Below are 22,735 nucleotides of genomic sequence, written 5' to 3'. Positions count from 1 at the left end.
CAGATCACGCTCAAGCCGCGCCCCAGCGCGACCGACATCTCGGCCGACATCAAGCGCGCCCTGCACCGGTCGTGGTCCTCCTACCAGGACAACGTGTCGGTGAGCGCGACGGGCGGCTCGGTCCGGCTTACCGGAACCGTGCCCACCTTCGACGACAAGTGGGTCGCGGACGATACCGCATGGCGCGCACCCGGCGTGACGGGCGTCGAGAACGACATCGCCGTCGTCTGATCGCCTGCCGCCGGAGAGCGATCCTTCGGCGGCAGTCCTTGGGTAACCAAAGTTCAACGTCGCATGCCCACCTGGCGGCCACGTCGACCGGCTGGTTGCGGCAATGCGATCGCCAGGTCGGATGCCCGGCGCCATGGAGATGAGCCCCGCCAGCCGAGGTGAGCCAAGTCTTTATGCCGGATCACTGCGCCGAGACCGGCGAGAAGGTGGACCAGGAGCCTGTGAACCGACAGGTGGCGGGCAGGTCCCGTGACTGGTCGATCCAGGCGTCCCGGCGGGATGGAGCGTCCGGTCGCTACGCGCATCGAAAGTCACGCTCGCGGAGGCTGATGCGATGGGACCATGGGAAATGATCGTTGCCTTGGCGGTGGGCGTGGTGTTTGTCGCACCCGCGTGGGCCACTGGAAGGCAAACTTCCCTCCCGTCACCGCAGAGCATGACATGCAGGGACAGGGGCGCTCAATGCGATGACGTCTGTCGACACGCCTTTCTCGATCGAAGGATGACCAACGTGAAATGGGTCGCCACCTGCGTCTTCGTTTGCCTTTCGGTGGATGGAAGTTGCAGAGCCGACGCCCTGGAGGTGAGAGGCTACGGTGCAAAACCTCCATCGACCGCCGGAATCACGACGGCGATACGGGGTTCATCCCGCATCCAAGGCTCGGTCGATCCGGCTCGGGAATGATCCGGGCAAGAGGCACGGCCCGCACGCAAGGTTCACGGCATGAGCGACGCGAAAGACGAGATCATCGCTTGGAGGTTCCACGTGGCCCGGAACGCGATGGGAGGTGAGACCTTCACGGCTTACGTCAACCGTGCCGACAAGGCACAGGCATGGCGCATCGTAAGACTGAAGCTGCCCCATGCCGACCTCCTGCGCGAGGCCGGGATGTCGGCAGCGGAGATGTCCTGGGACAATCAGAGCCCATTCGAAACGGGTGAGGAATTGCGCTTCGCCTGACCCGCCCCAACGCCTCTTCCATGTTTCACCCGACACGTTCCGCCGGGATCGGGCCATGCCGCCGTTCGCCGCCGGGCGCCCGGAGAGTGCTCGCTTCCACACTCCACGCCTGCCTCCGGCGGACCCATGTTGAGGGCCTCGGAGGCGTCCCCCCAGAATGACCGAGGCGGAAGCCCGGAAAGATGCACGTCATGACCAGACTGAAGGGAAAGACCGCCGTGATCACCGGCGGCGCCACCGGCATCGGCCTCGCCGCAGCAAAGCGCTTCGTCGAAGAGGGCGCCTTCGTCTTCCTCTTCGGCCGCCGGCAGGAAGCGCTTGACGCTGCTTTGGCCGAGCTTGGGCCAAATGCTCGCGCGGTGAAGGGCTCGATCTCGAATGAGGCCAACCTCGACCGACTCTACGCAGCGGTGAAGGCCGAGCGCAAAACCCTCGACATCGTCTTCGCCAACGCCGGGGTGGGAAGCCAGCTCAAGCTTGGCGAGATCACCGCTAAGCACATTGACGAAACCTTCGACACCAATGTGAAGGGTACAATCTTCACGGTCCAGAAGGCGCTGCCGCTGATGCGTCAGGGCGGTTCGATCATCCTCACCGGATCGAGCGCCGGCACCACGGGCGCCCCGGCGTTCACTGCCTACAGCGCGAGCAAGGCAGCAGTGCGCAACCTCGCGCGGACCTGGGTAGAGGACCTGAAGGGCACAGGCATCCGGGTGAACGTGCTGTCGCCCGGGGCGATAGCGACCGAACTCGCGACGGAAGCGCTGGGCGAGGCGGGCCTGAAGGCCTACGGCTCGATGACCGGGTTCCAGCGCATGGGCGATCCGGCGGAACTCGGGGCGGCGGCTGCCTTTCTCGCGTCGTCGGACAGCAGCTTCATGACCGGCAGCGAGCTTGCCGTCGACGGCGGCCTAGCGCAGATCTGACGCGCTCCGCCCGGCCGGCACTAACAGAAAAAGCGACGGAGTAAATTGTATACTAACCGTCATAAGGAAAAGGGAGATTACAATGAGTATCGAAAACAATGTCCAGACTGTGTAGGACTTTTTTGCAGCAATGGGCCGCGGCGATAAGCAAGGGCTGCTCGCGTTGTCTGCCGAAGATATTGAGTGGATCATTCCGGGAAAGGACTGGCCACTGGCCGGAACGCATCGCGGGCACGGGGGACTGACGGATTTTCTTAGAAAGGCTGCCGAAACGGTTGAAACCTCAACAGAGCCCTCCGAATACGTAGCGCAGGGAGACCGGGTTCTGGTCGTCGGCGTCGCTAAGGGGAATATCAAAGCCACGCATAAGACGTTCGACGACGATTGGATTTTCGCCATTACAGTTCGAAATGGCAAAGTTGCAAAGATCCGTGAGTATATCGACACACAAGCACTGGCGAGGGCCTCCGAAATGGATGCGAGTCCAGGCCCTACCACATCGAAACCGCAGCCACGAAACCATTCGTAAAGTCAGATGATGCGTTGAGCAGCGGCAACGCGTTGCTAAAGCACCAAATAGCAGCAACCGACTCCAGAAAGTATCTGTTATGCTTGATCATGAAACGTTTATCAGAAAACTGTACACCCATGCAGAGGGGCACGGATTAGATACGGAGAAATTTGTCTCCATGTTCTCTGATGAAGGGTACATGTTGGATATGGCTTCCGGCACGAAGTTTCGAGGGAAGGCCATTGGTGACTCCATTGCCGGCTTAGTGACTGCGTTCCCCGACCTCCATCGTGAGTTACTGAGCATCTACGTCGCGGAAGACGTCGTCATTGTCGAAATCGCGATCCGGGGAACACATAAAGGTGACCTGGCCCTTGCTTCCGGAACTCTTGCTCCAACTGGCAAGACAATAGATGCCCCAGTTTGCGATATCTATCACCTTGAGGGTGGGAAGGTTATTTCTTTTCATTGCTACAACCTGCCTTCCGCAATGCTGCATCAACTTGGTGAAAAGAATATGAGGTTGTCATGATCACCAAACCCCATATCGCAATCGTGGTTGGCTCGACTCGGCCCGGTCGGTACGCCGACAAGCCCGCTGGCTGGATGCTGAAACAGACCCAGGCCCGTGACGACATCGAGGCGGAGCTTGTCGACCTTCGCGACCATCCAATGCCCTTCTTCGATGAGAAGGGGCCGCTTACGTCGACGCCCAGCGAGAACCCCGAGGCGTTGCGCTGGCAGAAAACGCTCGCCCGATACGATGGCTTCGTTTTCGTGGTGGCCGAATACAACAGCTCGATCACGGGTGTGCTGAAGAACGCGCTCGATCAAGCCTATAAGGAGTGGGGACGGAAGCCGTTCACTGCCATTGGTTACGGCGGGGCCGGAGCGGCGCGGGCGATCGAGCATCTCCGCCAGATAACGAGTGCGCTGCAAATGGTTTCGACCGCAGCCACCGTCAACATTGGCGGCGCCGATTTCATGTCGACCTCCCCGATGGGTGCAAACAAACCCATCGAAGACGTCGAGGCACACCTTCAGGGCAAGGCGAAGTCGGCTTTGGATGAACTCGTCTGGTGGGCCCACGCGACGATGGCGGCGAAAGCCGCTGAAGCTTCACAGCGGCGCGGCCCGAACGAGCTGGCGGCGTAGCGCTGGCCATCTGCCCATCGGGTTGGGAGGTAGATGGTGGATCAGCCATGCATCGCCCCCTTGCACGCTGCGCGTTCATCGAATGCCCAACCGCAAAGGAAATCTCGATGTACAACCAATCCAAGCTATCCGAGTTGATCCGGTTCGCACGCGTGACAGCGGGCTCCACCGTCATCGACGTTTACCCAGGCGACGGCGACTGGACGCGCCTGTTCTCGGACGTCGTAGGACGCGAAGGACGGGTCTACAGCTTTGTCCCGACCGAAATCGCAGACCTAAAACCCGATCAGCTCGGCCACATGCGGAAGCTGGCGGAAGAAACGGGCCGAGAGAATGTCGAAGCCGTCTCGGCGGACCTCGTGGCGATGCCGGAGATCACGCAACCCGCTGATGTCCTGTGGCTGCACCTGTTCTACCACGATCTCCACACCAAGCTGATCCAATCCAAGGGCGCGACAGCGGCTGATTTCAATCGAGCCGTCTACAACAAGCTGAAGCCCGGTGGGTTTTATGTCATCGTCGACCATGCCGCCTCCGCAGGGTCGGGCACGAGTGACACCCAGACGCTGCATCGGATCGACCCTGCGTCCGTCCGCGAGGAGGTGGAGGCGGCCGGCTTCGTGCTGGATGCGCAAAGCACCATACTCGCGAACAAGGACGATCGGCACTTGATCAAGGTGTTCGATCCCACAATCAAGGGCCAGACCGATCGTTTCGCCTACCGCTTCGTGAAGCCCTGACGGGCCGATGACGGGCTCATGGGGAAATGAGCATCGCGCGGGCACCGAACGGACGGCAGTTTTTAAAAAGACGCTCTCTGATCGGCGAGCGACCTGAAGGGCGCGCAATCACCGCGTCCACTTTCCTACCTTGACCGCTCCGAAGCGGACGTGTCTCCGGGCAGCTTGAGCCGAAGAGCGGCTGGGCTGCATCACCAACCGAGTCGTTCAGGAGCGCGATGTCGGCACCCGACAGCAGTCGTTCGCAAGTTTCATCAGCCCCCCTGATCCGATCCTGCCCCCAAGATTAAACAGCCAAGCCGAGCAACGAGGCCTATGCTCGACTCTGGCGCAAGGGGCGCCGTGCTCCAGAGGCGTCCGACGATGAACCCGCTGCCTCACTCAGCGACAACCGCCGTCCTCGCTCCGCCTCTGGATGCGCTTCCGCTGAAGCCGGACGGATTCTTGAAGAAACTCGGACCGGGTCTCGTCACCGGTGCGGCCGATGACGACCCGAGCGGCATCGCCACATACAGCCAGGTCGGCGCGCAATTCGGGTACGGACTCGCCTGGACGATGCTGTTCAGCTTGCCGCTGATGGCGGCCTTCCAGGCTGTCTGCGCGCGCATCGGCGCGGTGACCGGCGCCGGCATCGCCCACAATCTCCGGCGGCATTATCCCGCGTGGCTGCTTCGGGTGGTCGTCGTTCTTCTGCTCGTCGCCAACGTCATCAATCTCGGTGCCGATCTCGGTGCGATGGGAGCCGCCGCACAGCTGCTCGTCGGAGGGTCTGGGCGCCTCTATACGGTCGTGTTCGGTATCGTCTGCATCCTCCTCGAAACGTTCTTGACCTACGCACGCTACGCCGCCGCGCTGAAATGGTTGACGCTGTCCTTGTTCGCCTACGTCGCGGTGGTGTTCGCGGCGCACGTTTCGTGGGAGGCCGCCCTGCGAGGCACGCTGGTGCCGCATCTGGTGTTCGATGCGCCGCATGCCATGGCGCTCGTCGCCGTGCTTGGCACGACCATAAGCCCCTACCTCTTCTTCTGGCAGAGTTCGCAGGAGGTCGAGGAGGCCCATAGGCGGCATGTCCGGCCTCTGCGCCTCGCGCCGCGCGAGGCGGCGTCGGAACTCGCGCGCATCCGGACCGACACGATCGCCGGCATGGGGATCTCGAACCTGATCGCGTTGTTCATCATCCTCGCGACGGCGGCGACGCTCAACGCCAGCGGCGTGACCGAAATCCAGACCTCTTCGCAGGCCGCCGAGGCGCTACGCCCCGTCGCGGGGCCGTTCGCCTTCGCCCTGTTCGCCGCTGGTATCGTCGGAACCGGCCTGCTGGCCGTGCCCGTCCTCGCCGGGTCAGCCGCCTATGCGACCAGCGAGGTCTTCCAGTGGGTCGGAAGCCTGGACAGTAGCCCACGCGGGGCCAAGGCCTTCTACGCGACCATCGCTTTGGCAACCCTCGGCGGCGTCGCCCTGAACTTCAGCCCGCTGGACCCGATCAAGGCGCTCTACTGGAGCGCCGTCGTCAACGGGGTGCTCGCGGCTCCCCTCATGGCGGTGATCATGATGATCGCCGCGAACCCGCGCATCATGGGCCGGCTGACCCTGCCCTTTCCGATGAAGGTCATGGGATGGCTGGCGACACTGGTGATGGCCGTGGTCACGGTCGGATTTTTCGTGATCTGAGCCTGAAAGGGGTTCATCCCGCGCGCCGTGGTTTCTCCAGGGAGGCGGGCACCATGCACATCGCGTTTATCGCCGCGACCTGTCCCGGATCGGTGGTCGGCGACATCCTGGGGGGTTTCGACTGGGGCAAAATGGTTGTGTACCCCGGCAGGCTCGCAGGTCGCCTCGGCACGTTGGGTGCCCGGTTTTGCCCCAGAACGTGATCCTGCGCCTTGCCGTCGGCGTGACGAAAAGGCTGAACCAAAGATAGCGCACCAAGAGGGACCACGATGCTGGCGAAGAACGAGAGGGGCAAACTACGAGTAGGCGGCACGGCGGTGGGCGCGGTCGCCGTCGGGGCGGTCGCCTTGGGGGCGGCGGCGATCGGCGCGCTCGCGGTGGGGGCCATGACAGTGAGGCGCCTGAAGGTCTTGGAAGCACGCATCGAGAAACTCTCGATCGGTTCGCTGACGGTCGATCACCTGCATGTCCGGTCGCGATCGGAAGACGGGGGCTAGTCGCCCGTCAAGACCACGTGATTTCCGCGTCGGCAACCGCACCTGTTGAGGCTCCCTTGCCAGGGCGCCGGCCTTCCCGTCAGTCCCATCGAAAAGGCTCTGGAACGCCCGGTGACGCTCATGTCAATCTCCTCCCTTGTGCTTGAGTCCGCGTCCATCGCGGCCTCGATGGCGATCCAGGTGCCGGGGGTGATCGACGCCGCATCGAGGGGACCGCAGCGTTGACGGACGAGCTTCTTGCCGCGCGAGGGTTGCGGAACGCGGGGGATGAAGGTCGGACGGAGCCGTTGCGGCCGGCGAGCGAGGTGTAGCCGTCCTTCGGTTAAGTCAGCCAGTCGAAGAGGCCCGTGAGGCGTGGTCGATGATCGGAGGCAGGGGTAGGTCTGTAGCGGCTTGGCTTTCGATAGAGGCAAGGCAAGTCGAACTGGCGTGGATGTCGTTAACCTTCGGTTGTGATCGAGGCCGCATAAAGGTTGTCTGAAAAGGATGACGCCACATGCGTGTGCTGTTGATCGAAGATGACGCAAGCGTGTCGCGAAGCATCGAACTGATGCTGGGTTCAGAGAAGTTCAACGTCTATACGACGGATCTCGGCGAGGAAGGCATCGACCTCGGAAAGCTCTACGACTACGACATCATCCTGCTGGACCTCAATCTTCCGGACATGTCGGGCTATGAGGTGCTTCGGACGCTTAGGGGAGCCAAGGTTAGGACGCCCGTACTCATCCTGTCCGGTCTCGCCGGGATCGAAGACAAGGTGAAGGGTCTGGGCGTCGGTGCCGACGACTACCTGACCAAGCCGTTCCACAAGGACGAACTGGTTGCCCGGATTCAGGCCATCGTCCGTCGCTCGAAGGGGCATGCCCAATCGGTCATCACGACGGCCGACATGATCCTTAACCTCGACGAGAAGACCGTGTCGATATCCGGGTCGCGAGTGAACCTGACCGGCAAGGAGTACCAGATGCTGGAACTCCTCTCGCTTCGGAAAGGCAGTACCATGACCAAGGAGATGTTCCTCAATCATCTCTACGGCGGCATGGACGAACCCGACCTGAAGATCGTCGACGTCTTCATCTGCAAGCTTCGGAAAAAGCTCAGCAACGCCAGTCAGGGCCGAAATTACATCGAGACGATCTGGGGCCGTGGCTACGTGCTGCACGACAACGTCGGGCTCGCTCCGGCCGTCGCCAGCTAAAAGTCACACCTCATTTCGAGTCATGGCTGTCCCTCCCTCCCGGCGCACCATCGCCGTGATGTGACGTTTGATTAAACGAGCACTCATATCTTTGAACAACTAAGGTAGGGCGAGAACTGGTTGCGGTCTTGGGCGTCGTTTTGCGGCCCCAGGAGATAAGGCTGTGCGCCGTAGCGCGGAGCCGTGCGACATGAATATGTGCAGCCCGTTTGGTCGCAAATGTTCGCGATACGGATCGGCTCGTTCACGGTCCGGCCGGCCATGCTGTCCATGAGGTGGCCGTCAAGGAGGCTTCTGACCGATCGAGACAGCCTCGGCCCAGAAAGGCCATGCCCACACCAGCGGGACGATCTTTCCGCTCGTGAATGGTGCAGACGGTCTCGATCCGTGGACGAGCCTCAAGTCGTGTCTTCACCATCTCACTCCGGCGGCCAGCCCACGCTATGGATGGAGCCTGATCCTCGATCCCCTTCCGGTGCCGGCATTGGTCGATCACGCAGCCCTTTCCAAGAGGGCCGGGAACCGGGGCTTGTTCATGCTCATCAAGCTGCGATCTGCATACCCTCGGACGGCAATATTGCATCGAACGAGAGCAAACTGAGCATGCGCCCATCGAGGGGGAGAATGCCTTGCACGAAGCTCTTTGCCATGTGTGACACGATATCTGGGGCCGACTGGATCGCATCCTGATTGATCGTGAGGATCTCGGAAACGCCCTCGACCAGAAGCCCGACCATCTGTGAGCCGATCTCCACCACCAGGACAGCATGCCGGCTCGTCGGGGTCGTGGGGGAGAGGCCCAGCCGCACTGCGAGATCGATGATGGGCAGAACGGCGCCCCGAAGATTGATGACGCCGTACATGAATGCAGGCGCGTGTGCGACGGGGGTGGCCTGAGTCCATACCCTGATTTCGCGCACTCCCATGACGTCCACGCAAAACTCCTGGCTCCCGACCAGAAAGGCGATCAATTCCCGCGTTCCCGCGCCATTCGCTTCGTGCATCACTGTCTGTCTCACTGATAGATCGGTTTGATAGCTGCACCCGGAAATTGGCTTGGCCGTGGAGAACGGCCAAGCTGTCTAGAACTCTTCCCAGCTTTGTGCGGCCGCCTCTGGCTTGCGGGTCGCTCCGCCGGTGCCCGTCGTCTTCAGGGCAGTGACAGTTTTGCGGGCCGGCCTCGCCTGGAGCCGCGCAGCGATCGGGCGCTGGTTCGTTTCGATCTGGAACTGTCCGATCAAGCGCGCAAGCTCCTCGGTCTCCTGCGCCAGGTTCTTGCTGGCTGCCGTCGATTCTTCGACCATGGCGGCATTCTGTTGCGTCACCTGATCCATCTGGTTGATGGCAGTGTTGACCTCCTGCAAGGCCGTCGCCTGTTCCTGCGTGCTTGTCGCAATATCGGAGACGACCGCGTTGATTTCGGCCACCTGAGTGACAATGCGCTTCAGAGCGCCGCCCGTCTCGTTGACAAGATCGACGCCCGCTTCGACCTGCTGGCTTGAGGTCGAGATCAGCGCCTTGATTTCCTTGGCGGCCTCGGCCGATCGCTGCGCCAGGGCCCGCACCTCCGAGGCCACGACCGCGAAGCCACGGCCCGCTTCGCCCGCTCGTGCCGCCTCGACACCGGCGTTCAGCGCCAGCAGGTTGGTCTGGAAAGCGATCTCGTCGATCACCCCGATGATCTGGCTGATCTTATGCGCCGATTGCTCGATCGCGCTCATGGCCTCGACGGCCTGACTGACCACGATGCCCGAACGTTCCGCATCGGACTTGGCGCTGCCGACGACCTTCTGGGCATGGCGAGAGCCATCGGAGGTCTTCTTCACCGTGGCGGTGATTTCATCGAGCGCCGCCGCCGTTTCCTCCAGGCTCGCAGCTTGCTGTTCCGTGCGGCGGGACAGGTCGTCCGAGGCGGTCGAGATCTCGGCCGTGCCCAACCGGATCGCTGAGGATGACCCCGAAATCACAGTCATGGTCTCTTGCAGCTTGCCAACGGCGCTGTTGAAATCCTCTTTCAGCTGTGTGGCTTTGGCGGCAAAGGCAGACTCGATGCGATGCGTGAGATTTCCATCCGAAAGAGCGCGTAGGCCGGTCCCGAGTTCCGTGATGATGTGCAGATCGTCGGCTGCATCGCGGGCCTGAGCGGCTTCACGCTCCTGACGCTCGCGTTCGAGGACCTCACGGCCGACACTTGCCTGGGCTTCCGCCCGTAACTTGTGGGCTGCTTCGCCGAACGCGGAGGCCGTTCGTGTAAGGTCACCAACCTCGTCGGTGCGCTCGGTTCGCTCAATGATGGCGTCGGCCTCTCCCTGTGTGATGCGATCCATCGCCCGGGTGAGCCGCGCAATCGGCATCGTCACGCTGCGCGAAAAGATGACGCCCATCAGCGTCGCCAGGGCGATGCTGGCGAGACCTCCAATGAGAAGAGCCCATTGGGCAACGCTGTGCATCTGGTCGGCAAGGCGCCCGCGTTCCACCAACAAAGCCGCCTCGGCTCCGCTGATCTCGGCCGCCTTGGCCCGGATCGCATCCATCGATTGCTTGCCGAAACCTGAGGCCTCACGGGTGCGCGCCTGATCCTGGGTAGCGACATCCGTCATCAGCTTGATCGAGGGCTTGGCGGCCTCGTCCCGCCATTGCGCCACGAGTCGGCGAAGATCCGCGATACGCGTCTGCTGCGCAGGATTGTCAGCAGTCAGAGATTGCAGTTGATCCATAGCCTGATCGCCCGCGGCCTCGCCGGCATTGTAGGGCTCAAGGAAGCTGTCCTTGCCTCCAATGAGGTAGCCGCGCAGACCAGTTTCCTGATTGACCATGCTGGTGATGACCCCCTCGATTTTCGCGAGGACCTCATAGGTGTGATCATTCCATTGGGCAGCTTGTCGAAGAGAAATAAGAACAAAGAAGAGAACCGCCGATAGCACAAGTGTTCCCGCGATCTGAAGAGCGAAAGCGAGGCCGAGTTTCTTGGAAATCTTGAGGTTATCCCACATCATTAACTCCGCGACGATCCATGGCGCTGACAAACCAGACCTGATCCGCGCCGGTCGCGACGCTCGACCGAAAGGGTCAATGAACACTTACAATACCCGATCAGCGCCCATTACAGGCCGATATACTGAATCGTTTGGAGCGCGCGGTTCTGCATCTGTCTTCGTCGATTTGGCTTCCGTAGATCTCCAAGCCTGCGCCACCTCCGCGAGATGATAGGAGCGCCAGTCCGATATTCGTGGCCACGTCGTCGTCGGCACGCTGCTGTAAAAGCTGCTCATCATTCCGCTTGGACCGACTTGATGACGATGTGGTCTGAGGTGGCTCCACTGCCATCCCTTCAACATGCTGAGATAGATTCCATGCCCGATCCTTCGCGATCGGAGCCGATGCCGCATCTCACTCCTACCGGGTAATTTGCCACACCTGGCAGGCAGCGAACCTGACGATACCTGCGGGCGTCTGGCCAGCTTTTACACGGAGACGATTTATCACCAACGCAGCAATAATTAAGAGTAGGGTCGCCCCGGGTCCTCCTTGAAGCGGGTCGCGCTTCCAAAGCCCAGTGTCTTTTGTTCGCATGAACTCCGCGAACAATTGGGAAGAGGACAAGATCCGGCGTCAGTGTTGCTAGGCGAGATCGTCAGATATGATCGCCCCGATTGCTGCGGCCACGGCGGCGGACCTTGAGTCCTGCGCCAGTGAGCCGATCCAGATCCCGGGCGCGATCCAACCTCACGGCGTCCTGATCGCAGCCAGAGCGACGGATCACCGCGTCACCCATGTCAGCGCCAACTTCGCGGCGTCGACGGGAATTCCCCTCAAGTCGGCCATCGGTTCACCGCTTGCGAGCCTGATCGGGCCTGACCCGATGGCGGCGGTGTCCGGTGCCCTGGCCAGCGAACGCTATGCACCTGCCAACGTTCTGACGCTCACATTTCCGTTCCAACGCGATCCGGACCGCAACGTGGTCGTTCATAGGCACGCGGGCCACATCTTCCTGGAGTTTGAGCCTGCGTCTGTCTCCCACCAGGGCCCTCTTGTCGCTCGCCTTCACGCCATCATGGCGGCTCTTCGAGAGATCACGTCGATCGCCGAGCTTTGCGAACACGTGACACAGGCCTTCCGTGCCCTGACAGGATATGACCGGGTGATGGTCTACCGCTTCGACGCGAAGGGAAATGGCCAAATCATCGCCGAGGACTGTCGGCCCGAGATGGAGCCCTATCTCAACCTCCGGTATCCGGCTTCCGACATTCCCGTTCAAGCACGGCGGCTTTACCTGAAGCAACGCGTGCGTGTGATCGTCGATGTCGGCTATCGACCGGTTGCACTTCTGGCCGACGATCGTGGCTTGGACAGTGAACCGCTGGATATGTCCTACTGTGGGCTGCGCAGCGTGTCCGCCCTTCACGTCGAATACTTGCAAAACATGGGTGTGGGCGCGACCCTGGCTGTCTCGCTGGTCCAAGACGATCACTTATGGGGCATGATCGTCTGCCATCATCTGACGCCGCGCTCCGTCCCGGCCGATGTGAAGGCCCTCTGCGACGTTCTCGGCCAATTGGTCATGCTGCTGATCGACAAGGCGAGCGAACACGAAGCAATTGAAAGCTTCCTCTACCGGCAGAACGCGCTGGCGGCCATCAAGCAATCCGTCGAGCGCACGGCGTCGGTCTCCGCCGGTCTCATTGAGGCATCTGACGCGCTGCTCGGTCTTGTGTCCGCCACGGGTGCCGCAATCCGCTTGAACGGACGGGTTCGATCTTTCGGGGTAACACCGCCGATCGAGGAGACGGAAGCCGTCATAACGCAGTTGCAAGGCATCGCCGACGATGACGTCGTCATGCTGGAGTCGTTAGAGGCGAGGTTCCCGCAATTCGCGACGCTGGCGTCGACCGCAAGTGGGGCTCTGTTCCTGCCAATCCTCAACAACCCTGGCGACGCGATCGTCTGGTTTCGACCGGAACTTCCCCAGACGGTCGTGTGGGCCGGAGATCCAAACAAGGCCGTACAGGTTGAAGATGGGACGAACCGACTTTCACCCCGCAAATCGTTCGCCGCTTGGCGGGAGCTTCTGCGGGGGACATCGGCGCCCTGGACGAATGGGGAGGCCGGTGCCGCGCAAGATCTTCGTCGTATCGTCACCGTCGGGCTGTTGCATCATGCAGAAGCCCGATTGATGCGGCTGTCCAAGGAGGAAGAAGAGGAACGCCTCAAGGCCATGGCCAAGATCGACCGTGCCAAGAGCCTCTTCTTCGCGAACGTGTCCCATGAGTTCCGCACGCCGCTGACGCTCATGCTCGCCCCGTTGGGCGACGCGCTTAACGACCCCTCCGCGCCATCGCTGCCGCCTCCACAGCGACAACGCATCGAGGTCGCACATCGCAACAGCCTGCGCTTACTTCGACTTGTGAATACCCTGCTCGATTTTTCAGAGATGGAGACGGGGCATGTCGCGGCGAGCTTTCAACCCACAGACCTCGCGACGCTGACCGTTGACCTTGCCGAAAGCTTTCGGCCGGCCGTCGATCGAGCGGGATTGTCGCTCGACATCGACTGCTCCGCGCTGCGCCAACGTCTCTACGTGGACCGCGACATCTGGGAAAAGGTGGTTCTCAACCTCCTGTCGAACGCCTTCAAATTCACCTTCGAGGGCGGGATTTCCCTCCATCTGAGAACCGACGGGCCGAACACCGAACTGACCATTCGCGACACCGGCGTTGGCATTCCTTCGCATGAAATGTCCCGCCTTTTTGAACGCTTCCACCGCATCGAAGGTCAGCGGAGCCGCAGTTTCGAGGGGAGCGGCATCGGCCTTGCCCTGGTTCACGACCTTGTGCGGCTGCATGGCGGGACGATCGAAGCGAGCAGCGAACCCAATGTCGGGACGGTCTTCACCGTCAGGATCCCGTTTCGGATCGCGCAGATCTCGCAGAGCACAGGTGACGAATGAACAACCAAGCGCCCACCATTCCGCGTGCTCACGCCTTCGTCGAGGAGGCGTTGCGTTGGTTACCCAGCAAAACTGTGGACCCCATCGATACGCTTCCTCCGGCCAGTTGTTCTCCGCGCCCGAGTGTGTTGCTGGCCGAGGACAATGCGGACATGCGCGACTACGTCGAGGGATTGCTCAAGGAGGACTACGACGTCACCGCCGTTGCGAACGGACTCTCAGCGCTTGATGCCATCCACCGGTTTCGACCGGACCTGGTGCTCGCGGACGTGATGATGCCTGGCCTCGACGGCCTTGAACTTCTGACAGCGATCAGGGGTGACCCAACCCTCAGGGACATCCCGGTGATCCTGCTCTCCGCGCGAGCGCGAGACGCGGACCGCATCGAAGGGCTGGATCTCGGGGTTGACGACTACGTGACCAAACCGTTCTCGGCCCAGGAACTGCAGGCGCGTGTCCGTGCGAACCTGTCGCTTGCCCGGATGCGACGAGAGGCGCTCCTGGCGATGGTCGAGAGCGACGAGAAACTGCGCCGCCTGAACGAGCATCTCGAAGAGCGTATTCAGGCGGAAGTGCAGACCCACAAGGCCGCGCTCATGCGACTGGCCCAGGCCGAAAAAATGGCTGCGCTCGGCCAGCTGGCCGGCGGCATGGCGCACGACTTCAACAACATTCTCCAGGTCATCTCGGTCTATGCGGGCTTCATTCAGCAGAAATCAGGTGATGTCCCGGCTGTCATACGCATGGCCCGGGTCATGGAGGAAGCGGCCCGACGTGGCCATTCGGTAACCCAACGCCTTCTCGCATTCGCGCGCCAGGATGGATTGCAGCCCGAGCCGATCGACGTCCGAGCCTTGCTCGACGGGATGCGGGAGGTGATCACGCATACGCTCGGAAGACAGGTCAGCTTGGTCATCGACCTCGCGGAGGAGCTGCCGTCGGTGCTGGTCGACCGGAGTAAGTTGGAAACGGTGCTGATCAACATCGCGACCAATGCTGGCGACGCGATGCCCGACGGCGGGACCCTCACGTTCTCGGCACGTCCTGAGCCTATGACCGACAGTGACATCCAGTTTGGCCGTCTCGCCGAGACCTATGTCCGCATCTCGGTTCACGACACGGGAGCCGGCATGGATGCGACCACGCTCGTTCGCGTCACGGAGCCCTTCTTCACGACGAAGCCAGTGGGGAAGGGCACCGGCCTGGGCCTCGCCATGGCGAACAGCTTTGCCGAACAGTCCGGTGGAGCTTTGACGATCATCAGCGCGCTTGGGGAGGGCACGACAGTGACACTGCTGCTTCCGTCGACGGGCGTTCGGGAGCTGGCAGTCGCGCCGACGCGCGACGAGTCCACGACCGCCATCAATGCCAGGAGATCGTCCGTCCTGCTGGTCGATGACCAAGCGCTGGTGCGGAACGTCATTGCCGACCTGCTTGAGGATTCCGGCTATGACGTGATCCAGGCTGGTGATGCGGCGGAAGCACTCGATGTTCTCATGACAGGCAAGACGGTTGACATCCTGGTCTCGGACCTTTCGATGCCAGGACTCGATGGAATTTCTCTCATCCGCGCCGCGCAGACCCAGAGGCCCGGTTTACCTGCGGTCCTGCTGACCGGCTATGTCGGCGACGCACCTTTAATGACGCTTGGCGGCTCCTTCAGCCTTCTGCGGAAGCCGGTCAACCGGAACCAGCTGATTGATCAGGTGAAGTCGTTGTTGGCGGAGGGCGACGAAGCTGACTGATCCCAACACCAAGACGGATTCGAAACCCGATCTCCGGCTTCGCGTAAGTCCCGATGTGGCGCTGGCTCACCGGGGTGCATTCATCATGGTTCGAGATAAGATCGAGAAGCTTTACGAACGGCTTGTAGACGAACGGCGGCGCCTTGTTGGCGTGGCCGCCGAAAGCGCGACGGTGCCCCCATCAAGCCTCCTGACGCAGATCGCCGCCCTCGATGGTTCGATCTCCGGAACAGAGGCTGTGCTCGATGAGATCAGCATGGCGCGGCGGGCTCATGCTACAAAAGCTTCGCCGAATTAATTCATGCCGCATCGCTATAGCCCTATGACGGCCAGCGGCGCGGAGAACGCGAAGGACTTCGCCCATGATATTGATTGAGTGGCATTTAGGGGTGCCCTCCCTTGGAGGCGTGTTCGAGATGGCGCCGGATGCCATGGATCACTGTCTTGCGGTCTCGTTTTAGGAGCGCTCCAATTTTGCCGATGCTGAAACCGAACGAGGCTCGCAGACGCGCCATCAATTCCTGACGGGCCAGATTGACCTCTTTGTGTCGTGCCGGGCTTAGAATCGCTTTCACGATGACGCCATGCGTGTAGGCCGTGTCGAGAAGCGCCGCCTTCATGCGCGGTGACCACCCCTCCAGGACGGCCATGTTGCGGTAGGAGAAGACATGGAAATCGTGCTGGCGGCCGAAGTCGCGCCCCTTCAGCCGGACAATGGCGCGTGGACGCCAGGCCTCTGGGTCACGCCCGATGTTCCGAACGAGCGCATTTATCTGGATTGGCGTCACATTTAGACCTCTCCAGGGTTAGCCAATTGCGCCGTCCATGGGCATCTACATCTACGCTGATCGGCAGTCTGACCTTTGATCCTCGCCGCTCACCGCTTCGCAGATGGCAAATGCGATGTCGGATGGGTTCCCGATCCGGTCGATCGGGCCGTCATAGTTGATCGCATTCTCAGGCATACCACAGTCCGGCGGCTCGGTTGGCGTGAGAACCATGGAAAGCCCACCAGCCTCATGAAGTGCCGCCAATCCACGGGCCCCGTCGTCCAGCGCTCCTGAGAGCACCACGCCAATCATGCGATTGCCGCCATGCGCGGCAACGGAGCGAAACAGCAGATCGATCGTGCGGTTGCGGTGTCTTCGAAAAGGATCACACACCAGCACACCGAAGCTTCCGGCGGCAAGTGTCAGGTGATCGCCAGGCTCTCCGATATAGGCATTGCCGATCTCCAACCTACTGCCGTTGGCCGCAATGCGAACCGGCATTTGGGAGGCGCCCCCTAGAACTCCCGCCAAATGACTGAGGTGGTCCCAAGGACGATGCAGCACGATGAGGACAACAGCTTCGAGGGATCTCGGCAGCAGGCTCAAGATCGCCTGAACGTCAGAGAGGCCTTTGCCGCCCGATGCACCGATGGCGACGAACCAGGGTGCAGAATAGTCTTCCATTCCCAAAAACCAACTCAGCTGAAAGCGCGGAACCGTTAAAGCCAATTCTGGATGTCAGCCTGGACCGCGAGCGGATCCGGCTGCTGGCATTCGGCTTCAAATTGCCCATGACAAAGCCTGAAGGCGGAACCGCTTGCGTCCCCTATGTGACTTACGCCAAGAGGTGCGACAGGCCCTCTGGTTTTGCCATTCTAAACCAGCCGGCGTCATGTAGTTTGATGATATTCGAATCGGAATCCGATAAATTCATAAGAGAGTGATTGAGGGAGAACTTTGTCCCTGGATGGGCGTCTGCCACCGTGATGCGAGCGTTCAACTGCTTGGCGATCGCCTCAATGATGCTTGAGCCAAGCCCAGCCTCGATCTTATCGCCCGCAGACGGCATTCCAACCCCGTTATCGTCGACGCTCAGCGTCCAATCGGGTCCATGAGACTGGTAGTTGATTCGTATCCGACCGTGACGCCCAGAGGGGAAGGCGTGCTTGATCGCGTTGATGATGAGCTCAGTGACAACCAGTCCGAGCCGCACAGACGTATCGTCATCTACGATGCTATCGTCGACGAGGACATTTATGGAGATTTGATCTGAATTTTCTATCATGGATGCCGAGATGCTTTGGGCAAGCTGTGTAAAGTACTGCCGAAGCTTGACCGTATCATTCCCGGACGCTGCCAAATGTTGTTGGACGGCCGCGATGGAGATGACCCGGTCATGTGCGGCCTGCAAGTGTCCCCGCGTTTCATCGGACTGCACCTTCCGCGCATTATTCATGATCAGACTTGCAATAATTTGGAGGCTGTTGGCAATCCGATGCTGCATTTCGCGGACAAGATTTTCTTTGTCATGCATCAAATTGTTTTTGACCCTTTCGGCTTCGTGGAGTTCGGTCACGTCGTTGATGCTAAGCAGAAGTCGCACATTGTCTTTGTCGAAGTAATCGAGCCTGTTGGCGTTCAGGACCAAACGACGCGTGCCCTGCTGCTTGCTCCGAAGATCCATTTCATAATCATCGACTTTCAGCCCCGACGTAAGAGTCTCGGTCAGCAACGAGCGAAGACGCGGTTCATTCCATTCGCCGTCTCCTATTGTTAAAACGGACTGGCCAGAAACACCCGCCGGATCGACGCGGAATGCGTGGCAAAAAGACGTGCTGACAGCGACGATCTTCAATTCGTTGTCGAGGATCATGACTGGATTGGTCGAGGCAACGATCACTGCGGTCGCGAGGTCGAAGCCAAGATGCGCCTGCGAATGTGTTTGCCTTGTCATCGTCGCCTCATGGGGGAAACTGGAGGCTCGCGGAGCCAAGCCTTCCGTCGTGCGCACGCTGAAAAGTTGTACTCTAATGTGAACATAATGTTATGAATTGCATTCATCTGCAAGAGTATTCGTGCAGGCCAACTGTCAGAATGCGCGCTTGATTATAACCAATTCACGAATAATTTCAGCTGTCTACTAGGCGGCATTAATATGAACTATGCAAAAACGCATACCCCAAATTCAGTTCTGCATCTACTTTCCTAGCAAATGCACAATCCGGTTGACGCTGTCGTCTTGCAGCACTGTCCACATTGTGCTGGTAGCCTCCATCTTTTGAACGACTTGACCAGAAATCCCTGGCCTAACCGGCATCAGACACGCGCCCCCACCCTGACGTTGGTACGGTTCGAGGCACCGGCAAAAGAAGCGCCTCGGTTCGCTTGCGACCTCACCGGGCCTCGATGCCCGACGCCGCTCGAACCTTGTCCTCGAACTCCCTAAGGAGGAACAGGCTCACGTCGTCCAGCGACATCCGGCCCTTGCGGAAGGGCTGCTCCAAGGTGTCGATGAGGTACAGGGCGTAGGTAAACATGTAGCTGATCGCGCCGAAGATCAGGGCGCTCTCGGGCGACCCTTCGGTCCTCAGGAAAAGCAAAAGCAGGATGATCGCCACTACCAGGGTCTGCACCAGGATGTGGACGGACGGGACGAACTGGATGCGCTGCATGTGGTAGATCCGGAAGACGCAGCGCCTGATGACGCCTGCTCGGCGCGGAGTCGGACCACGTAGTTGGGCGGCATCCCCATCGCCGCGAGGTCGGCGATCCGATCCGTCAAGGCGTCGACATGTTCGATCACCGGCCGGAACTCAAGCTGCCGCCCGCCGGGCTCCAGCGCCTCGCGAAGCGAGACGAGAATCGACAGCAAGGTACCGGCGACGGCGCGGTCGTCGAAAGCGTCGAGGTCACGGCCGAACACGCGGCTGTCGTCGTGGACGGCCTCCATGGCGACCCGGAGATCCTTGGGGAGCCTCTCGGCTTCCTTGTAGTCGGCGAGCACGCTCGACAGCAAGAACCCGATGATGAACACCGCCGCTGCGATGGCGCTGGTGAACAGGGCGTTGAGCGTCAGGAACTCCAGCCCCGTCCAATGGATCACGGTTTTAAGGAGACTGAGCGCGACGACGACCACGATGACCGAGGCGAACAGGCGAAAGCGCTTGCGCAAGGTCAACTGCGGCGTGAGGGGATCGTCCGCGCCGGCACTCACAAGAACATGCTTCCAGGGACTTGCCCCCAGCGCCACACGAGCGCCAGTGCCGTCCTCAGCAGGATACTGAGCAGGGCGAGTGTCACAACCAGGATCACGCCGCGCCGGCGAAGGACGCGACGAAACGCAGGTTTGAGCAGGCCGCGTCCCTTGGACAATTCAGTGCCCCCACGCCAGCAGGAGCCGCATCGCGTTCGCCGTGACCAGCACGGTCGCGCCGGTATCGGCGAGGATGGCGGGCCAGAGGCCCGTGATGCCGGCGATGGTCGTCACCAGGAACACGGCCTTTAGGCCGAGCGCGATGGTGATGTTCTGTCGGATGTTGCCCATCGTGCGGCGCGACAGGTCCACCATGCGGGCGAGGTCCAAGACGCGACCGTGAAGGACCGCCGCGTCGGCGGTCTCCAAGGCCACGTCCGTCCCCCCGCCCATCGCGATCCCGACGTCGGCGGCAGCGAGCGCGGGGGCGTCGTTGATCCCGTCCCCGACCTTGGCGACCTTCTTGCCTGCCGCCTGCATCTCGCGGACGATCCGCTGCTTGTCCTGCGGCAGGAGTTCGGCCCGCACTTCCATGCCCAGGCTCTTGCCGATGGCCTCGGCGGTCCGCCGGTTGTCGCCCGTCAGCATGATCGGGGTGATGCCCATGGCCTTCAGGGCGTCGATGCCGGCCTTGGCATCGGCGCGGGGCTCGTCCCGGATGGCGAATACGCCGACGAGGTCCGCGCCTGCCATCAGCACCGAAACGGACTTGCCCTCATCGTTGAAGGCGGCGATGCGTGCCGCCTCATCAGCCGAAATCATGCCGCGTTCCGCAGCCGCCGCCGGCGACCCCAGGAACAGGTCCAAGCGGCCGACGCGACCCACGATGCCCTTGCCCGAGATGGCGGACGCGTCGGCCGCCGGGGGAACCGGAACGGCTTCGGCCTTCGCTCTGGCGAGGATCGCCACCGCCAGGGGATGGCTCGATCCGGTCTCCAGGGAGGCGGCCATCGACAGGACGTCGCGCTCGTCGCGGCCGATCGCGACCACGTCGGTGACCTTGGGCTTGCCCTCGGTCAGCGTGCCGGTCTTGTCCATGGCGATGGCCGTGATCGATCCGACCGACTCCAAGATCGCGCCGCCCTTGATCAGCATCCCCCGCCGGGCCCCGGCCGACAGGGACGCGGCGATGGCCGCCGGTGTCGAGATCACCAGGGCGCAGGGACAGCCGATCAGCAGGATGGCGAGGCCCTTGTAGACCCATTCCCCCCAGGGCTGGCCCATGAGCAGGGGCGGGAGCACCGCGACCAGTGCCGCCACCACGACGACGGCGGGCGTGTAGTAGGTCGAAACGCGGTCGATGAAGCGCTCGGTCGGGGCCTTGCTCTCCTGCGCCTCCTCGACCAGCTTGACGATGCGGGCGATGGTGTTGTCGGAGGCCGCGGCGGTGACCTTGATCCGGAGGACGCCGTCCGCGTTGATGGTGCCGGCAAAGACGGTGTCACCCTTCCCCTTGCGCTTGGGCACGCTCTCGCCCGTGACCGGCGCCTCGTCGATGGCGCTGTTCCCATCCACGATCTCGCCATCGGCCGCGATGCGGTCGCCGGGGCGCACCAGGATGACCGAACCGAGCTTCACGCCGTCGGCCGGAACCTCGCGCGTCTGCCCACCCTCCTCTACGAGGGCGGTCTTGGGTACCAGCGCCGTCAGGCCTTGGATGCTCGCACGCGCCTTGGTGGCCGCGACGCCCTCCAGCAGTTCGCCGACGAGGAACAGGAACACGACCGCCGCCGCTTCCTCCGTGGCGCCGATGACGACGGCCCCCACCGCCGCGATGGTCATCAGCATTTCGATTGTGAAGGGCGAGCCGGCGAAGCCCGCCACCACGGCACGCCGGGCGATCGGGACCAAGCCGATCAGCATGGCGGCGATAAACGCGTAAGCGGCCAACTGCGGATACGCCTTGCCGATCGCGTAGGCGACGACGAACCCGACGCCGCTCGCGATCGTCAGCTGCCCCTTGCGGCTGCGGTACCAGGCCCCGCCGGTCGACGGGCCGTGGTCATGGCCATGCGAGCCTGCCGAAACCGCGTGCGAGTGGCCCGCATGGTCATGGGCGTGGCCGTGTCCCTCATGCGTCCCGTGGTCGTGACCGTGGTTGTCGTTCCCCGGCTTCGCCTTGGCGTCGGCGCGTGTCGCCGTGTAGCCGCCGAGGTCGTTGACCTGACGCAGGATGGCCGGTTCGAGGCTCGCGGATTCCGCGTGCCGCACGGTCATCGTGCCTGCCGTGACCGAGACGGAGACGTCTTCCACGCCCGGCACGCGCCGGACGGCATTGGTGATCTTCGACGCGCAGGCGGCGCAGTCCATCCCGTCGATGCGGAATCGGGTCTGTGCGGCTGAATCGGTCATGGAATCCCTCGTCATGACCACACCGTAGTTCCTCTAGTCGCTGGAGGAGCAAGCGCAATCTTCACGACGATCAAGGGCGGGTCAGCCAACGACTTGATCCAGGATCAGCACCGCCAGGAAGCCGACGAAGAAGGTCGCGGTGATCAGCGGACTGTCCGGCTTTACGTGGGCCTCGACCAGAAGCTCCTCGGTGACGAGGTACAGTAGCGCCATCAGCCCGAAGGCCAGGAACCCGGCGACGACCGGCCCGGGGAGGCTCGCGACCGGGGCTGCCAGCACGCCGCCCAACGGCAGGAGCAGCATGAGCGCGCCAGTGATCGCGACGATGCGGACCTTCGACATGCGGCGGTCGCCGAGTTCATTGGCGATGGCCAGCCCCAGGAACAGCACCTCCAGGGTCAGGGCGACGGTCAGGAGGAAGCCGGCCTTGGCGCCCGCCGTGAAGGCGATCCCGAGCACCAGGCCGTCAACCAGCAAGTCCACGCCCGTGGCCGCGAGCAGCCCGACCGGCCCCTTCAGCCACGTCTTCATCTGCATCAGGAGCAGCATCAGGGCCACACCCACGGCACCCCCGACGAGGGTCGCGACCGGCGAGCCATAATGCATGAGGTCGGGCAGAACCTCGGCCGCCGCTGCCGCGAAGACGACGCCGGCCGCGAAGTGCTGCACCGCGCTGACCAGGGAGGAACCCGGGCGCGTGTTGACCGCGACGGCTGCGCCGAGGATCGCGGCGGCGACCGGGACGAGCGTGAGCCAGAAAGCCATCATGACGTCATCG

General features: G+C 62.0%; 22 protein-coding genes and 1 pseudogene. 14 read left to right on the top strand and 9 right to left on the bottom strand.

Annotation, left to right across the window (positions count from 1 at the left end; genetic code table 11):
- From M8523_RS30635 to ctrA, 11 genes and pseudogenes are all read left to right on the top strand, one after another.
- Positions 1 to 231 (top strand): BON domain-containing protein (locus M8523_RS30635; protein WP_282588641.1); only part of this gene is annotated, 231 nt, incomplete at its 5' end.
- A gap of 724 nt (positions 232 to 955) precedes the next feature.
- Positions 956 to 1,192 (top strand): hypothetical protein, encoded by a 237-nt coding sequence (locus M8523_RS30630; protein WP_282588640.1) that lies wholly within the window; start codon positions 956 to 958, stop codon positions 1,190 to 1,192.
- A 191-nt stretch (positions 1,193 to 1,383) separates the two neighbouring features.
- Complete coding sequence (locus M8523_RS30625) at positions 1,384 to 2,118, top strand: SDR family NAD(P)-dependent oxidoreductase (RefSeq protein WP_282588639.1); 735 nt, start codon at positions 1,384 to 1,386, stop codon at positions 2,116 to 2,118.
- 82 nt (positions 2,119 to 2,200) lie between these two features.
- Positions 2,201 to 2,647, top strand: a pseudogene (locus M8523_RS30620) (nuclear transport factor 2 family protein).
- Positions 2,648 to 2,726: 79 nt separating this feature from the next.
- On the top strand, positions 2,727 to 3,161 hold the full coding sequence (locus M8523_RS30615; RefSeq protein ID WP_282588637.1) for a nuclear transport factor 2 family protein: 435 nt from the start codon (positions 2,727 to 2,729) through the stop codon (positions 3,159 to 3,161).
- Entirely contained in the window at positions 3,158 to 3,784 is a 627-nt protein-coding gene (locus tag M8523_RS30610; protein WP_282588636.1) for an NADPH-dependent FMN reductase, read from the top strand. Before M8523_RS30615 ends, M8523_RS30610 begins: the two co-directional genes overlap by 4 nt.
- Before the next feature lie 107 nt (positions 3,785 to 3,891).
- The gene (locus M8523_RS30605) at positions 3,892 to 4,524 is read left to right on the top strand and encodes a class I SAM-dependent methyltransferase (RefSeq protein ID WP_282588635.1); all 633 of its coding nucleotides are present in this window, start codon (positions 3,892 to 3,894) and stop codon (positions 4,522 to 4,524) included.
- A 363-nt stretch (positions 4,525 to 4,887) separates the two neighbouring features.
- Positions 4,888 to 6,195: an NRAMP family divalent metal transporter gene (locus M8523_RS30600; protein ID WP_428351661.1), complete on the top strand. Its 1,308-nt coding sequence runs from the start codon at positions 4,888 to 4,890 to the stop codon at positions 6,193 to 6,195.
- A gap of 53 nt (positions 6,196 to 6,248) precedes the next feature.
- Complete coding sequence (locus tag M8523_RS30595) at positions 6,249 to 6,398, top strand: hypothetical protein (RefSeq protein ID WP_282588633.1); 150 nt, start codon at positions 6,249 to 6,251, stop codon at positions 6,396 to 6,398.
- A gap of 66 nt (positions 6,399 to 6,464) precedes the next feature.
- Positions 6,465 to 6,692, top strand: coding sequence for a hypothetical protein (locus M8523_RS30590; RefSeq protein WP_282588632.1), 228 nt, complete (start codon positions 6,465 to 6,467; stop codon positions 6,690 to 6,692).
- Between the two features lie 496 nt (positions 6,693 to 7,188).
- Positions 7,189 to 7,890: a response regulator transcription factor CtrA gene (gene ctrA, locus M8523_RS30585; RefSeq protein WP_282588631.1), complete on the top strand. Its 702-nt coding sequence runs from the start codon at positions 7,189 to 7,191 to the stop codon at positions 7,888 to 7,890.
- 542 nt (positions 7,891 to 8,432) lie between these two features.
- On the opposite strand, the gene M8523_RS30580 is transcribed toward ctrA, so the two are convergent.
- The gene (locus M8523_RS30580) at positions 8,433 to 8,909 is read right to left on the bottom strand and encodes a chemotaxis protein CheW (protein ID WP_428351658.1); all 477 of its coding nucleotides are present in this window, start codon (positions 8,907 to 8,909) and stop codon (positions 8,433 to 8,435) included.
- A gap of 63 nt (positions 8,910 to 8,972) precedes the next feature.
- Complete coding sequence (locus tag M8523_RS30575) at positions 8,973 to 10,883, bottom strand: methyl-accepting chemotaxis protein (RefSeq protein WP_282588630.1); 1,911 nt, start codon at positions 10,881 to 10,883, stop codon at positions 8,973 to 8,975.
- 647 nt (positions 10,884 to 11,530) lie between these two features.
- On the opposite strand from M8523_RS30575, the gene M8523_RS30570 reads away from it, so the two are divergent.
- From M8523_RS30570 to M8523_RS30560, 3 genes are all read left to right on the top strand, one after another.
- Positions 11,531 to 13,837, top strand: a complete 2,307-nt coding sequence (locus tag M8523_RS30570; RefSeq protein ID WP_282588629.1) for an ATP-binding protein — start codon at positions 11,531 to 11,533, stop codon at positions 13,835 to 13,837.
- The gene (locus M8523_RS30565) at positions 13,834 to 15,582 is read left to right on the top strand and encodes a response regulator (protein WP_282588628.1); all 1,749 of its coding nucleotides are present in this window, start codon (positions 13,834 to 13,836) and stop codon (positions 15,580 to 15,582) included. Before M8523_RS30570 ends, M8523_RS30565 begins: the two co-directional genes overlap by 4 nt.
- An 85-nt stretch (positions 15,583 to 15,667) precedes the next feature.
- Entirely contained in the window at positions 15,668 to 15,880 is a 213-nt protein-coding gene (locus M8523_RS30560) for a hypothetical protein (RefSeq protein ID WP_282588627.1), read from the top strand.
- 85 nt (positions 15,881 to 15,965) lie between these two features.
- On the opposite strand, the gene M8523_RS30555 is transcribed toward M8523_RS30560, so the two are convergent.
- The 7 genes from M8523_RS30555 to M8523_RS30530 form a co-directional block, all read right to left on the bottom strand.
- A complete protein-coding gene (locus tag M8523_RS30555) occupies positions 15,966 to 16,370 on the bottom strand; it encodes a helix-turn-helix domain-containing protein (RefSeq protein WP_282588626.1) in 405 nt (134 codons plus the stop codon).
- A 51-nt stretch (positions 16,371 to 16,421) separates the two neighbouring features.
- Entirely contained in the window at positions 16,422 to 17,036 is a 615-nt protein-coding gene (locus M8523_RS30550) for a chemotaxis protein CheB (protein WP_282588625.1), read from the bottom strand.
- A 151-nt stretch (positions 17,037 to 17,187) separates the two neighbouring features.
- On the bottom strand, positions 17,188 to 18,306 hold the full coding sequence (locus M8523_RS30545; protein ID WP_282588624.1) for a sensor histidine kinase: 1,119 nt from the start codon (positions 18,304 to 18,306) through the stop codon (positions 17,188 to 17,190).
- 439 nt (positions 18,307 to 18,745) lie between these two features.
- Positions 18,746 to 19,024, bottom strand: a complete 279-nt coding sequence (locus tag M8523_RS36610) for a hypothetical protein (RefSeq protein ID WP_345894335.1) — start codon at positions 19,022 to 19,024, stop codon at positions 18,746 to 18,748.
- On the bottom strand, positions 18,970 to 19,566 hold the full coding sequence (locus M8523_RS30540) for a hypothetical protein (protein WP_345894334.1): 597 nt from the start codon (positions 19,564 to 19,566) through the stop codon (positions 18,970 to 18,972). The genes M8523_RS36610 and M8523_RS30540 overlap by 55 nt, the downstream gene beginning before the upstream one ends.
- A 159-nt stretch (positions 19,567 to 19,725) precedes the next feature.
- A complete protein-coding gene (locus M8523_RS30535; protein WP_282588623.1) occupies positions 19,726 to 21,957 on the bottom strand; it encodes a heavy metal translocating P-type ATPase in 2,232 nt (743 codons plus the stop codon).
- An 81-nt stretch (positions 21,958 to 22,038) separates the two neighbouring features.
- Entirely contained in the window at positions 22,039 to 22,725 is a 687-nt protein-coding gene (locus tag M8523_RS30530; protein ID WP_282588622.1) for a ZIP family metal transporter, read from the bottom strand.
- Positions 22,726 to 22,735: the final 10 nt, after the last annotated feature.

This window comes from Lichenifustis flavocetrariae (assembly GCF_026130545.1).
Taxonomy (GTDB): Bacteria; Pseudomonadota; Alphaproteobacteria; order Rhizobiales; family Beijerinckiaceae; genus Lichenihabitans; species Lichenihabitans flavocetrariae.
This window is presented reverse-complemented; position numbering and strand designations above follow the sequence as displayed.

Bases quoted from the DNA above. Each gene is read 5' to 3' on its own strand.
- M8523_RS30550 (WP_282588625.1), bottom strand. From the start codon at position 17,036: ATGGAAGACTATTCTGCACCCTGGTTCGTCGCCATCGGTGCATCGGGC.
- M8523_RS30625 (WP_282588639.1), top strand. From the start codon at position 1,384: ATGACCAGACTGAAGGGAAAGACCGCCGTGATCACCGGCGGCGCCACC.
- M8523_RS30560 (WP_282588627.1), top strand. From the start codon at position 15,668: ATGGTTCGAGATAAGATCGAGAAGCTTTACGAACGGCTTGTAGACGAA.
- M8523_RS30595 (WP_282588633.1), top strand. From the start codon at position 6,249: ATGCACATCGCGTTTATCGCCGCGACCTGTCCCGGATCGGTGGTCGGC.
- M8523_RS36610 (WP_345894335.1), bottom strand. From the start codon at position 19,024: ATGCAGCGCATCCAGTTCGTCCCGTCCGTCCACATCCTGGTGCAGACC.
- M8523_RS30530 (WP_282588622.1), bottom strand. From the start codon at position 22,725: ATGATGGCTTTCTGGCTCACGCTCGTCCCGGTCGCCGCCGCGATCCTC.
- M8523_RS30630 (WP_282588640.1), top strand. From the start codon at position 956: ATGAGCGACGCGAAAGACGAGATCATCGCTTGGAGGTTCCACGTGGCC.
- M8523_RS30610 (WP_282588636.1), top strand. From the start codon at position 3,158: ATGATCACCAAACCCCATATCGCAATCGTGGTTGGCTCGACTCGGCCC.
- M8523_RS30590 (WP_282588632.1), top strand. From the start codon at position 6,465: ATGCTGGCGAAGAACGAGAGGGGCAAACTACGAGTAGGCGGCACGGCG.
- M8523_RS30570 (WP_282588629.1), top strand. From the start codon at position 11,531: ATGATCGCCCCGATTGCTGCGGCCACGGCGGCGGACCTTGAGTCCTGC.
- M8523_RS30605 (WP_282588635.1), top strand. From the start codon at position 3,892: ATGTACAACCAATCCAAGCTATCCGAGTTGATCCGGTTCGCACGCGTG.
- M8523_RS30535 (WP_282588623.1), bottom strand. From the start codon at position 21,957: ATGACCGATTCAGCCGCACAGACCCGATTCCGCATCGACGGGATGGAC.
- M8523_RS30575 (WP_282588630.1), bottom strand. From the start codon at position 10,883: ATGTGGGATAACCTCAAGATTTCCAAGAAACTCGGCCTCGCTTTCGCT.
- ctrA (WP_282588631.1), top strand. From the start codon at position 7,189: ATGCGTGTGCTGTTGATCGAAGATGACGCAAGCGTGTCGCGAAGCATC.
- M8523_RS30565 (WP_282588628.1), top strand. From the start codon at position 13,834: ATGAACAACCAAGCGCCCACCATTCCGCGTGCTCACGCCTTCGTCGAG.
- M8523_RS30600 (WP_428351661.1), top strand. From the start codon at position 4,888: ATGAACCCGCTGCCTCACTCAGCGACAACCGCCGTCCTCGCTCCGCCT.
- M8523_RS30615 (WP_282588637.1), top strand. From the start codon at position 2,727: ATGCTTGATCATGAAACGTTTATCAGAAAACTGTACACCCATGCAGAG.
- M8523_RS30545 (WP_282588624.1), bottom strand. From the start codon at position 18,306: ATGACAAGGCAAACACATTCGCAGGCGCATCTTGGCTTCGACCTCGCG.